The sequence below is a fragment of the Streptomyces sp. NPDC057280 genome (genome assembly GCF_042668605.1).
GTDB lineage: Bacteria > Actinomycetota > Actinomycetes > Streptomycetales > Streptomycetaceae > Streptomyces.
On record NZ_JBHUYR010000010.1, the window covers coordinates 130,685 to 143,212 of the forward strand.

Genomic DNA, 12,528 nt, shown 5'->3' on the forward strand with positions numbered 1-12,528 from the left:
GATCTACCTCTCCCGCGCGTCGTGAAGGAAGTGGGGTACGCACTTTCATCTAACACCCGGGAGCCCTTGCGGCCCGGAAATGTCCAGATGCTCAGGACCCGCTCTGTACGCCTTTTCAAGGGCCGCCGGGAAACGCGAAGATCACCCGGCACCGGCCTGTCATGCACGTCCGGCGGTTTCCGGCAGCTCCGCGCGACGCGGTCTCAGCCCCGTCTTGAGCCGAGTTCGAGCCTGTCCAGCGATCCTCGAAGCACGGCATGTCCGGACACCGGCGGGAGATGCCGCCGGGCGGCTGTACGGGGGAACGTATGTCAACGGATCTGTGGACGTACCGACCGGCGGCCGCACTGGTGGGCCGGGAGTTCGACCTGATCGGCGTCCAGGGCAGACTCCAGGACCCGTCCGTGCGTCTGATCACCCTGACCGGGCCCGGCGGAGTGGGCAAGAGCCGACTGGCCGCGGAGGCCGTGGCCGGGGTCGCGGAGCTGTTCCCCGGCGGCGTCCACGGCATCGACCTGCCGTCCTGCCTGGACCTGGAGTCGGTGCTGAAAAGCATCGACAAGACCGTACGGGACGTCACGGAACGCACGTTGCTGCTGCTCGACGGCGTCGAGCACGTCGCGGGCGCTCTCGCGGCGCCGCTCGCCCGCCACCTGAGCGCCACGCCCCTGCTGACCGTCCTGGCCACCGGGCAGGAGATCCTGCGGATCCACGGCGAGTGCGTGCTGTCCGTGCCGCCGCTGCCCCTGCCGGGCCCGCTGCCCGACGCCGATGTCACCGAGGTCCGGGACAACCCCGCCGTCGAGCTCTTCGTGCGCTGCGCACAGCAGGCCAACGCCTCCTTCACGCTCACCCCGCACAACGTCGGGGCGGTCGTCGAGCTCTGCAATCTGCTGGAAGGGCTCCCGTTGTCCCTGGAACTCGCCGCGCGCCGGCTGCGGCTGTATCCGCCGCAGGAAGTGCTCGACTGGCTGCGCCGGGGCGGCGACAACCATCTGCCCGGGCCCGTCGACGTGCCCGCGCGGCAGCGTTCCACGGCGGCGATCGGCGAGTGGAGCTGCCGCGGGCTGAGCGGTCCGCAGCGCTCGCTGCTGGCCCGGCTCGCGGTGTTCCGGGGCGGGCTCACCCTCGCGATGGCCGAGCAGGCCTCGCCGCTGGGGCCCGACGAGACCCCCGCCGCGCTGGAGGCCCTGCTCGAACGCGGCCTGCTCACCCTGGAGGAACAGCCGCACACCGACAGCCGGTTGACGATGTCCCGCACCATCCTCGCCTACGGTCTCCGCCTGCTCTACGAAGCCGACGAGACGGTCGACGCCGGCAAGACGGCCCTGCCGGACGGGGGCGGGCCAGGGCTTCGAGCGGCCCGGCAGGCGCACGCCCGCTGCTACCAGCGGCTGCTGCCCGCCCTCGAGGACCGCTTCCACGGCCCGCGGCAGGGGCGCTGGCTGCGGGCGGCGGTCGCCGAACACGACAACGTGCTCGCCGCGCTGCGCCACCTGGAGCGGGAGGAGAACGAGGAACTGGGGGAGGGGAAGGAGAAGGAGGACGCCGTCCTCGCGAGGGCGGGGTTCGTCACCGCCTGTCTGCGGCCCTGGCTCGTCCACGGCGAACTGAAGGACGGGCTGCGCTGGTTCGACGCCACCGGGCAGGCCCTGGAGGACACCGGGCGCGAGGAGCGGGCCGGATCCGAGGAGTGGCTGCGGGCGCGGGCTCGCCTGTACAGCGGTGCGGGCGTGCTCGCCGCGGCCCTCGGCGACCACGACGGGGCGGCACACCGGCACCGCCGGGCCGTCGCCCTCTACCGGCGACTGCACGACCCGCGTTCCGCCGCGCTGCCCTCCGTCCGGCTCGGGCACGCGCTGTTCCGGTGCGGCGAGCGCTCCGAGGGACAGTCCCTGCTGGCCGCGTCGCTGGCCGCCCTCGACGCACAGGGCGAGACCACCGGTGCCGCCGAGGCCGCCGCCGCGCTCGCCGACGTACTGCTCGCGACCGGCGAGACGCAGCGGGCACGAGCCCTGCTGGAGCGTGCCGGCCGCGTCCAGCGACGGCACGGGGCGATCCGCGACCTGGCCCGCACCCTCCATCTCGGCGCCCGGCTGCGTCTGTGCGAGGGCGACGACGCCGGCGCCCGCGCGGCGCTGAAGGAGAGCATCGCCCTGTACGACTCGATCGGCGAGCGCACCGAACTGCCCGCCGTACTGGAGATGTTCGCGCTGCTGATCCTGGAGCAGGCGGGCCAGCCGCAGCGCGCCACCCGGCTGCTCGCGGCGTCCGGTGCGCTGCGCGCGGTCACCGGGGCGGGCACCGAGCGGGAGCGTGCGGAGCGGTCGCGGGCCGCCGTCGACGTACTGCGCCGCCGGCTGGGCCCGACGGTCTTCGCCACCGCGTGGTCCGAGGGGCTGCGACTGCGTCCCGAGGCGATGGCCGTCGAGGCGCTCGCGGCGGCCGAACCGGCGGAGGCCGACGACGCCGGGGACCGGGTCGCGCTCACCCCGCGCCAGCTCCAGGTGGCGCTGCTGGTGGCCGACGGCCTGACGAACCGGCAGATCGCGCAGGCCCTGGACATCGCCGAGTGGACGGTGGTCAACCATGTCCGCGGTGTGATGCGGAAGCTGGGCTGCTCCTCCCGGGTCCAGGTCGCCTGGGCCGTGGGCAGGAGCCGGTGATGGCGGCCCCCACAACACCCACAGCCCCCGCCACGCCCACAGCCCCCACCGCGCCCCCGGACACGCTGTCCGGCAGCGGTGTTCCGCTCGCCCGGCTCCTCACCGGCCTGCGCCCTCCGGAGGAGGTAGCGCGGACCTTCCTGCGGCGGGGCTGGTGGCGGACCGAGACCGTGCTCCACGACGTGTACCGGGGCGCGGCCCGGCATCCGCACCGCACCGCGATCGTGTCCCACCAGTCGCACCGGCCGGCCGCGTCCCGCGTGACACGGCTGTCGTACGCCCAACTCGCCGCCTTCACCGGGCGGTTCGCGCACGCCCTGGACGCGCTCGGAGTGCGCCCGGGCGACCCGGTCGCCTTCCAGTTGCCCAGCCGCTGGGAGACGGTGGCGCTGCTGCTGGCGTGTCTGCGCTCGGGCGCCGTGGCCGTGCCGATCATGCCCGGTTACGGGGCCCGGGACCTGCAGGCGGTGCTCGAGGCGGCCGAGCCGCGGCTGTGCGTCGTACCGGATCGCTGGGAGGGCACCGCTCCCGGCCAGGTCCTCGCCGGCCTCGCGCCGCGGCTGCCGTGGCTGCGGCACCGGGCGGTGCTGGGCGACACGGTGGACCCCGGTGCCGTCGATTTCCTCCGGCACTTCGTGCACACCCCGCACGAGCGGTACCGGCGCGCGGGATGGCTCAGGCTGCCGGCGCGCGGTGCCGACCGGGTCGCCGTGGCGGTGACCTCGCTGGGCATGGCAGCGGCGCACAGCATGGCCCTGCACACGCCCAACTCGCTGCACGCGAGCCTGCCTTCGGCCGCGCAGCCGGGCGGGGCGGCGTTCTCGGCGCTGCCGCCCGCGTCGCTGCCGGCGCTCCTGCACACGGTGATCGGACCGCTGACGCGCGGGGGGACGGTGGTGCTTCAGGACGTGTGGGACGCGGACGGCGCGCTCGCCCTGATGGCCTCGGCCCAGGTGGGCCAGGTGTACGCGACACCCGCGCAGTGGACGGAGCTCGCCGCCGCGCGGGAGCGCCGGCCGCGGGAGGCCGTGGAGCTCTCCGGCGCCTACACCTCCGATCCGGCGGGCACCTCCGCCGCGCTCGGCCGGCGCGTCGAGACGGGTTTCGGGGTGCCACCGCGCGCGCTGCCGCGGTCCGCCGCCCGCACCGCGTGCGAAAGGGACGCGGAGGGTGCGCCGTACCGGCTGGGCTCGCGCGGGCCCGCCTCGCCGCTCGCGGTGTGGCGGCGTGCCGCCGGCACCACCGTGACCTGGGAGGAGGACGGCGCGGCGGCGGAGCACGACCTCGACGAGTGGGGACATCCGCGGCTGCGCACGGAGGAGGTCGGCGGGGTGTTCCTGGTGCCGGTGACCGAGATCGAGACGCTGCTGCTGCGGCATCCCGGGGTGGCCGAGGCCGCGGTCGTGGCGCGCGCCGATGCCCGGCACGGCGAACTGCCGTACGCGGTCGTGGTCCCCGACGGCACCCCGCCCACCCTCCCTCAGCTGCGCGGCCACCTGTCCGACCACGGCGTCCCGCCCGCCCATCTCCCGGCCGGCCTGGTCCTGATGGGCGCCCTGCCCCGCACCGACTCCGGCGACCTGCGCCGCCGCGAACTCCAGGAGGCGGTCACCCGCCGTACGAGCCGAGCGGCATAGGCGGGCGAGCGCGTGGCGGACGGCTCGGCGCGTGGGGGCAGCGGGGGGCGGGATGGTGGTTCAGGGGGTGGTGCGGCGGGCCTGGTGGGCCTCGCGGTTGAGGGCCCAGGCGTCCGCCACCGGGCCCAGGTGACCGAGCTTGTCGGGGTTGGTGACGGACAGGATCGACTGCACCCGGCCCTCGACGATGTCCAGCGTCCAGGTGGTGACGACCTTGCCGTCCCGGTCGCGCAGGATCGCGCCGGGCTGGCCGTTGAGCGCGTGCGGTTCCAGGGTGACGTCCAGGCTCGCGAGCGTGCTGAACAGGGACGTCATCAGCCGGGCCACGTGGTCGTCGCCGACGACGGTCCTGGCCAGCTGCGGGGCCTTGCCGCCACCGTCGCCGACCATCTGGGCGTCGGCGGCGAGGAGTTGGCGCAGGCCGTCGACGTCGCCCTCCTTCAGGGCGTCGAAGAACCGCCGCGCGAGCGCGTCGCGCTCCTTGCGGTCGGCCTCGAACCGGGGCCGGCCCTCGTCCATGTGCCGCCGGGCCCGCACCGCCAGCTGACGGCACGCCGCCTCCGAGCGCCCCACCGCCGCCGCGATCTCCGGGAAGCCGAACGTGAACACCTCCCGCAGCACGAACACCGCCCGCTCCAGCGGTGACAGCCGCTCCAGCAGCAACAGGGCCGCCGTGGAGAGGGAGTCGGCGAGTTCGGCGGAGCGCGCCGGGTCCTCGTAGGAGTCGGTGAGCAGGGGTTCGGGCAGCCACGGCCCGGTATAGGTCTCGCGCCGGACGCGGGCCGAGCGCAGCATGTCCAGGGAGATCCTGGTCACCGTGGTCGCCAGATAGGCCTTGGCCGACCTGGGCACGGTCGAGGTGGCATCCCAGCGCAGCCAGGTCTCCTGTACGGCGTCCTCGGCCTCGCTCACGCTGCCCAGGATGCGGTAGGCGATCGCGAACAGCAGCGGCCGCAGTTCCTCGAACTCCTCGGTCCGTGTCACGCCGGCCCCTCCATCTCTTCTACGGTCCTACGATCCCGCCCGGCCCGATGACGCTGGTCTCGCATCAGGTCGGCGCGGGGGTGTCCGCGGTGGACAGGTCCGGATCGGTCACCCAGCGGATGGTGTGGATCCGCCCGTCGAGGAAGTCGAGGGCGAGGGCGCTGAGGACGGTGCCGTTGCGGTCCCGGAACACCGCGCCCGGGCGCTGGTCCACCTGGCGCGGCTCCAGGGTGACGCCGACCCGGACCAGCGCCGGGACGATCGTGGCGAGGACGCGGGCGACGTGTTCCGCGCCGGCGATGCGGCGCGGCCAGGACAGGGCGGTCCCGCCGGTGGCGAGTTGTCGGCACGCCGCTTCCGAGCAGCCGACGGCGGACGCGATCTGGGCGGGGCCGCAGCCCAGGACCTCGCGCAGCACGAACACGGCGCGCTCCAGCGGGCTGAGCCGTTCCAGCAGGGACAGGGCGGCCGTCGCCTGCGCCTCGGCCGGCTCCGGCAGGCGGATCCCACGCAGGATGTCGAGGCAGATCCGGGCGACGGCAGCGGTGAGGAACTCGCGGCCCGGGTCGGGCTGTTCGGGGGCGGCCTGGTAATGCAGCCAGGCCTGGTGCACCGCGTCGTCGGCCCGGCCCGCGCTGCCCAGCATCCGGTGGGCGATCGAGTACAGCAGGGGCCGCGCCTCCTCGAACTCTTCGATCCGGCTCATGCTGGCCCCTCCTTGGATCCGAGCGGGCGTCGGGCCTTCGACACCGATCGCGCATCTCCCGGTTCGGCGGCGACGGCGGGCTTCCCGCGGCCGCGGCGCCGCGCGCGCTGTCGGTCGGGGCACCGGGTGCGCCCTGCCGGACCGGACCGGCGGGCGTGGGGCACGGCACGGGGGCTGGGGCCACGCGGGCGGACATGGTCCGACATGCCCGCCCGTCTCCGGGGGGAGGGAGACGGGCGGGGCGACTCGCAGCTCCACCGTAGGTGCGTGCCCGGCCCATGTCCCGCGCCCGCAACGGGACTTCGAGCCCGACTGCCCCGGAGGTCGAGGGTCCGGGTCGCCGCCGGGGCGGGGTCGGGGACCCCGGCGGGTCCTGATCACGGGCTGCCGCCCCGGCCCGCGCCCCACCGGGCGACCGCGGCACACCGACGCCGGGGCCGGTGCCGGGGCCGGTGGGGAGGACGGCGGAGGGACCCACCATGACCGCCGGGAATGTGCCAAGGGGCGGTGCGGACGGCCAGGACGTCGGGGCGAACCGCCACCACCGCCGCAGACACGACAACGGGCGGTGCCCAACGGCCAGGACGGCGCGGCGAACAGCCGACGGCGAGGACAGCGGGGCGGCCCGCCACGGCCCCCCTAGTGGGCACGGTGGGTGGCGTCGGGGTTCGGTGCCGACCCTTCAGGGGTGGTCCGGGGCGGCGTACACCGCGAGGAACGCGGCGAGGCCGGGTACCGCGGCGCCGGTGGGGCCGAGGGCGGTGAAGGGGACGGTGTGGCCGAGGCCCGCCGAGAGCCTGCGGTGTGTCCGGAGCGCGGCGGCCGTCAGAGTGCCCGGCGGACAGGTGCCGCGAGCCGGCGCGCGGCCCGCCATGGAGCGGGCCTCCGCCCAGGCCTGGGAGGTGAGTTCGGCGGTTCGTGCGGGGGTGGTCGGGGTCGGGGTCGCCATGAGGGCACTCCTCGGCTTGTCGGGGTACAGAGGCGGTGCGCACTACCTCGGCTCGGGCACCATGACCAGTCGCCGCGGATGCAGCGTGGTGTCGGCCGCCGCGCGGACCCGGCCGCCGGGCGGCACGGTCAGCCGCCACTCCCGCACCAGCGTGCCGAGCAGGATCTCCAGCTCCCGCCACGCGAACGCCTCTCCCACGCACCCTCGGGCACCCGCGCCGAAGGGGATGTAGGAGGCGTCCTGCGCGGACGGTGCGGTGCGCAGCCAGCGGTCGGGGTCGAAGCGGTGCGGGTCCGGATAACGGTCGGGGTCCCGGTGCAGCAGGTAGGAGCTGAACATCACGTGCGTGCCCGCGGGCAGCGCGCGGTCGCCGAGCGTGACATCCACGAGGGCCTTGCGGCAGGTGATCCACACCGGCGGGTACAGCCGCAGCACCTCCATCAGGAAGCGCAGCGTGTAGCCGGGCGGCCCGTGCCCGTGGCCGGCCGGGGCGCGGTGACCGGCGGCCGCCGTGCGCGCCACGTCCTTGAGGACCTTCTCCTCGATCAGGGGATGTTCCGCGAGCACGTACAGGGCCCAGGACATCACCGAGACGGTGGTGACGGTGGCCGCGGTCAGCATCATCACGGCCTCGCCGCAGACCTCGTCGGCGCTCAGGGCGGGTGCGCCGTCCTTGGCGGTGTCCGACAGCAGGGCGGAGAGGTAACCCGTCGTGGCGTCAGGGGAGTCGAGCTGTCCGGCGATGAGGGCACGGACGTCGGCGAACGCCGTCGCCAGCCGCCGGGACGGGGTCTGCCGCTGGGCGCGCAGGGCCGCCCTGCCGTGCAGCGGTTTGCTGATCATCTCCCAGGACAGCACGGCGAGCCGTTCGCCGAGCTCGTCGGAGACCTCGTGCGGCAGACCGGCGAAGAGCGTGCGCAGCGCAATGTCGCTCGCCGCCCGGCACATCGCGGCCTGGACGTCGACCTCCTGGCCGGGACGCCACGCGGCGGCGGTGTCCCGGGCGACCCCGGCCATGACCGGAGCGTGGCCGGCGACCGCCGCCGTGCGCAGATACGGGTGCGCCAGGCGCCGGTAGTGCCGGTGCTGGGAGTCGTCCTCGGCGAGCAGCCCGGCCCGGCTGAGGACCCGGGCCTTCTGGAAGAGCTCCCCCTTGCCGTAGTGCTTGCCGTCCTTGACCAGGATGCGTCGCACCAGGGCCGGGTCGCCGACGAACTCGGCGGGCACGCCGTCCACCGACACCGTGCGGACCGGGTGGCCCCGCAGCAGGCGCTCCATCCGGCTGAATTGGAACTCCACGGGGCCGTTCGCGCTACGCGGCGGCGTCGGCATGGTCGATCGACGGCATCAGGTCCAGCCTGCTGCGCGTGCGGAAGCGGTAGTACGTCTGGAGCTTGTAGTACTCCTCGCCGGACGCCGTCATGGCCGCGTACACCATCTTCGGGTCGTTACGGCCGTATGCCATGTTCGTGAGGAAGTGCTCGATTTTCGGGCCGAACCGGGCGGGCAGCGACAGCGGGTCCTGGGTCTTGACGCTGAAGGCGATGCGTTCGATGCGCGGGGAGTCCCAGCTGAGCGTGGCGTAGAAACCGAAGGACTTCTCGCAGAAGGCGAGCATCTGCTCGCTCGGGTCGGGCATGCCCATGGCGCGGTGCATCGCCAGGACCTCGGCGGGACGGCGCAGTTCCTCGGGGAAGCCGGTGAAGTACAGGTTGACGGTGCCGCTGCGGTAGTCGATCGCGACGACGTCCACCTTCTCGGCCAGGCCCCGGTCGGCGAAGAACGCGAAGTTCTCGGCGAGGCCGGCCGGCATGGACGGCAGGTCGCGGAGGACGGCGAGGCTCTGGCTCACGCCGCCGGGGAAGTACACCCAGAGCTTGCGGAACCCGCCGACGATCCCGAAGTCGATGCCGTAGCTGTCGATGGGGCAGGTCCGCTGGATGTCGGACAGCAGCGACTCCATGGGGCGGCCGGTCTCGGTGAGGAAGCCGTGGGCGCGGGCCCTGAGGTAGGGGTCGATGCTGCGGGGCAGGGTGAAGCGGCAGTCGAACTCCCCTTCGTGGTGGGCGTTGGTCGCCACCCGGAAGGCGATGATGGCCTCGGGCAGCGCGTCCTCGTACGCCTCCAGAAGGGGCCAGACCTTGTCGCGCGAGCAGGCGACGCCGATGAGCCCCGCCGATTCCTCGACGCCCGCGAAGAGCTCCGCCAGCCGCGTGGTTCCCGGCATTGTTCCTCCCAGTGTCGTGCTCGTGCGGATCACTTGTTCCGGTAGGCCACGCGCAGGGCCATGTTCGTCAGCTCGCTGCGCCACTGCGGTCCTATGGGGGCGTCGGCGATGGCCGCGCAGCCCTGGTCGACGAGGGCGGCGATGTGCCGCTCGACCTCCTCGGGGACGCCGGTGTCCAGCAGGCGGGCGCGCACCTCGTCGGGGGTGTGTCCGGGCTCGGTGATGAGGCCGTGGATGTGGGCGTCGCGCTGCATCGCCCAGCCCAGCAGGAGGGTCATCTTGTGCTGGCTGAAGTCGAGGCCTGCGGTCTTGCCGGTCTGGGCGGCGTCGCCGAACGCGTCGAGCAGGTCGTCGCGGAGCTGGAACGCCTCACCGACGGCCTCGCCGTACTCCGCCAGAGCCGGGGCCAGATCGGCGCGGCCCGCCGCGCTCGCGCCGACGACCAGGGGGCGGTGGATGGTGTACCGGCCGGACTTGATCAGGGCGATCAGCCGGGAGAGCGCGGGGTCGACGGAGAACTCGGCGGCCGCGGCGACGTCCATGTACTGGCCGATCATCACCTCGGAGCGCAGCCGGTGCCATTCCGGGCCGGCCGTCGCCGGGGCGTGCGACATCAGCTCGTCGGAGTAGACCAGCGCCAGGTCGCCGACCAGGAGGGCGACGCCCTCGCCGAACCGGCGGGCCTCGCCCTGCCAGCCGCGGCTGCGGTGCAGCGAGGAGTGCAGGACGTGGACGGCGGGCTTGCCGCGCCGGGTACGGGAGTCGTCCAGGACGTCGTCGTGGACGAGGGCGGAGATGTGCAGCATCTCCAGGGCGGCTGCGGCGTCGATGATGCCGGGGGCCTCGGGGTCGCCGCCCGCGGCGAGGTAGCCGGCCAGGCAGAACGCCGGGCGGACCAGCTTGCCCCCGGCCTCGACCAGGTCGGACAGCGCGTCGATGGCAACGACCGCCCGCTCGTCCACCTCGGCGTAGCGGGCGCGTTCGGCGGCGAGGAAGCCGCTCAGCCGGTCCTGCACCCGCTGAAGCAGCTCCTCGACGGTGCGCCGCGCGGCGGCAGCCGATTCCTCGCCCCGGACGTTCTGGGGGATCACTTCAGTGGTCACGACACATCTCCTTGTGCGGTGGTGTGCTTCGGCGCGAGGCGGGCTCGGTCGGAGTGGCGGGGCGGGGCGGGGCGCAGGGGTGACGGGGTGCGGGAACGGGGGCGACGGGGTGCGGGGCGCGACGAGCGCCGCCCCACGTGCCGGGGGGCGGCGCGGGCACCCGGTTCACCGGGGCGCCACCGGCGTGGGCCGGGCCGGCCGGCCCACGGTCAGCGCGGGCGGCGCCGCTCGGTCAGCCCAGGTAGCGCTGGATGGTGGGCTTGAGCAGCTGGATGAGTTCCTCGGCCGACACCGAGGCGATCGGCTCCAGCTTCACGACGTACCGCAGCAGGACGGCGCCCCACACCTGCCCGGCCGCCGCGTTGATGTTGACGGCCGGCACCCCGAAGGTCTCGGCCGCCTGGTAGATGTCCATGCCCTCGACGCCGATCGACTTCCCGGCCTGGGCGAAGAGCTGGTCGGCGAGGAAGCGGCGCATCTGCTCCGCGCCCTCCTCGCTGTTGACCGCGGCGTGCAGGATGCCGAGGAGCTTCGGCCGTACCTGCGGGTCCTCCCACAGCGCGAAGGCCCCGCGGAGCAGGCCCTCGGCCAGGTGTTCGCGCGACCCCGCGAGCGCGGCCGCGCCCGCCTCGCCGAGGGCCCCGCCGAGGGTGTCCCAGGCGGCGCCGCGCTCCTGAGCCTGGATGGCTTCGGACATGTTTCCCTCCTCAAGTCACTGTTGCGGTACGCCTCACGTCACTGCTGCGGTACGCCGAGGTAGCGGTGGAGCGTGGGGTTGATCAGCTTGATCAGGTCGTCGACCGGTATGGAGGCGATCGGCTCGAGCTTGACGACGTAGCGCATCAGGACGGCGCCCCACACCTGCCCGGCCGCCGCACCGAAGTTGACCGGCGGCACCCCCAGGAACTCGGCCATCTGGTAGATGTCCAGGTCGGTGGCGCCGATGGACTTCCCGGCCTGCGCGAAGAGCTGCTCGGCGATGAACCGGCGCATCTGCTCCGCGCCCTCCTCGCTGTTGACCGCTGCCTGGAGGATGCCGAGGAGCTTCGGCCGTACCTCCGGGTCCTCCCACAGCGCGAAGGCCGCGCGCAGGGCGCTCTCGGTCAGTTGCTCGCGCGGTCCGTCGAGGGCGGCGGCGCCGGCCTCGCCGATCACACCGCCCAGCGTGTCGACGGCGGCGCTGCGCTCCTCGATCCCAACGGTTTCGGTCACTGCTCCTCCTGATGCCACTGCTGTCTGTGCTGCCTGCGCTGCCTGTACTGCCTGTGCTGCCGGTGCTGCCTGAATCGGCTGTGCTGTGCGTAGGGGCCGTGCTGTCACTGCTCGGCGCGCCAGGCGGCCACGAGCTTCTCGAAGGTGGCGGCCAGCGGGAGGTTGTTCCAGAAGGAGGCCGGCCGGCGGAAGTACACCGCGAGCTTGTGGTACTCCTCCTCGCGGGAGATCGTCTCGCCGTAGACGAGGACGCGTGCGCCGTCGTACTCGTACGGGGCCTTCTTCGCGAAGTCCGAGATCTCCGGGAAGAGCGTCGTCGGGTACGACTCCGGGTTCGGGCTCACCACCGAGAAGCAGATCCGGTCGATCTGCGGGGAGTCGTAGCGGAAGGTGGGGTAGATCGAGAAGGAGTTCTGGACGAACTCCAGCAGCTCCGGCGTGCTCGGCTCCGGCAGGTCGGTGTCGTGCAGCACCGACAGAACGGTCTCCTCGGTGAGGCCACCGGCCATGAAGTAGATGTTCACCGTCTTCTTCGTGTAGTCGATCCCCACGATCGACACACGCTTTTCGAGACCGAGTTCGGTGAAGGTGCGGGCGTGCTGGGCCAGGCTCTTCGGCATGGACGGCAGCGAGGCGAGCACCGAGAGGTCGCCGAGGTCGTCCAGGGGGAAGAAGATGTACGTCTTCTTGAATCCGCCGACGACCCCGCACTCGATGCCGTAGAACGTGACGGCACAGTTGTCGAGGATCTCGGGGATGATGCGGGCGACGGGGTGGTCGGTCTTCTCGATCCAGCCCTCCCGCACGGCTGTCTCGTACGGGTCGCCGGCCTCGATCGGCACCGTGAAGTTGTAGTCGATGTCCCCGCGGTGGCGCTCACCGCCGGCCATCGCGAGGACGACCAGGGACTCCTCCGAGACCCCCTCGCCGAAGGCGTCCAGGACCGAGCGGACCTTGTCCCGGGGGAAGGCGATGTCCAGCAGACCGGACGCTTCCTCGATCGCGGAATACACGGCTTCCGCTTTTTCTGACACGGACATTCAT

11 protein-coding genes are annotated in these 12,528 nt (G+C 73.4%); 2 read left to right on the forward strand and 9 right to left on the reverse strand.

Annotation, left to right across the window (positions count from 1 at the left end):
* The first annotated feature begins 308 nt into the window (after window positions 1-308).
* Both ACFUO4_RS38090 and ACFUO4_RS38095 read left to right on the forward strand, forming a co-directional pair.
* Window positions 309-2,666 (forward strand): ATP-binding protein, encoded by a 2,358-nt coding sequence (locus ACFUO4_RS38090; RefSeq protein ID WP_383493671.1) that lies wholly within the window; start codon window positions 309-311, stop codon window positions 2,664-2,666.
* A complete protein-coding gene (locus tag ACFUO4_RS38095; RefSeq protein ID WP_383493674.1) occupies window positions 2,666-4,303 on the forward strand; it encodes an AMP-binding protein in 1,638 nt (545 codons plus the stop codon). Before ACFUO4_RS38090 ends, ACFUO4_RS38095 begins: the two co-directional genes overlap by 1 nt.
* 60 nt (window positions 4,304-4,363) lie before the next feature.
* Here ACFUO4_RS38095 and ACFUO4_RS38100 read toward each other — a convergent pair whose 3' ends face one another.
* From ACFUO4_RS38100 to ACFUO4_RS38140, 9 genes are all read right to left on the reverse strand, one after another.
* Window positions 4,364-5,287, reverse strand: coding sequence for an RNA polymerase sigma-70 factor (locus ACFUO4_RS38100; protein ID WP_383493677.1), 924 nt, complete (start codon window positions 5,285-5,287; stop codon window positions 4,364-4,366).
* Window positions 5,288-5,351: 64 nt separating this feature from the next.
* Window positions 5,352-5,993 (reverse strand): sigma factor-like helix-turn-helix DNA-binding protein, encoded by a 642-nt coding sequence (locus tag ACFUO4_RS38105; RefSeq protein WP_383493680.1) that lies wholly within the window; start codon window positions 5,991-5,993, stop codon window positions 5,352-5,354.
* Window positions 5,994-6,675: 682 nt separating this feature from the next.
* Window positions 6,676-6,942 (reverse strand): hypothetical protein, encoded by a 267-nt coding sequence (locus ACFUO4_RS38110; protein WP_079307206.1) that lies wholly within the window; start codon window positions 6,940-6,942, stop codon window positions 6,676-6,678.
* A 42-nt stretch (window positions 6,943-6,984) separates the two neighbouring features.
* Window positions 6,985-8,220: a cytochrome P450 gene (locus ACFUO4_RS38115; protein WP_383493683.1), complete on the reverse strand. Its 1,236-nt coding sequence runs from the start codon at window positions 8,218-8,220 to the stop codon at window positions 6,985-6,987.
* 34 nt (window positions 8,221-8,254) lie between these two features.
* A complete protein-coding gene (locus ACFUO4_RS38120) occupies window positions 8,255-9,169 on the reverse strand; it encodes an aromatic prenyltransferase (protein WP_079307203.1) in 915 nt (304 codons plus the stop codon).
* Between the two features lie 29 nt (window positions 9,170-9,198).
* Window positions 9,199-10,272 carry a polyprenyl synthetase family protein gene (locus ACFUO4_RS38125; RefSeq protein WP_383493688.1) on the reverse strand — a complete coding sequence of 358 codons (1,074 nt, stop codon included), beginning with the start codon at window positions 10,270-10,272 and terminating at the stop codon, window positions 9,199-9,201.
* A 232-nt stretch (window positions 10,273-10,504) separates the two neighbouring features.
* On the reverse strand, window positions 10,505-10,969 hold the full coding sequence (locus ACFUO4_RS38130) for a hypothetical protein (protein ID WP_079307201.1): 465 nt from the start codon (window positions 10,967-10,969) through the stop codon (window positions 10,505-10,507).
* Between the two features lie 38 nt (window positions 10,970-11,007).
* Window positions 11,008-11,484, reverse strand: a complete 477-nt coding sequence (locus ACFUO4_RS38135) for a hypothetical protein (protein ID WP_079307199.1) — start codon at window positions 11,482-11,484, stop codon at window positions 11,008-11,010.
* 104 nt (window positions 11,485-11,588) lie between these two features.
* On the reverse strand, window positions 11,589-12,518 hold the full coding sequence (locus ACFUO4_RS38140) for an aromatic prenyltransferase (protein ID WP_383493692.1): 930 nt from the start codon (window positions 12,516-12,518) through the stop codon (window positions 11,589-11,591).
* Between the last annotated feature and the right edge of the window lie 10 nt (window positions 12,519-12,528).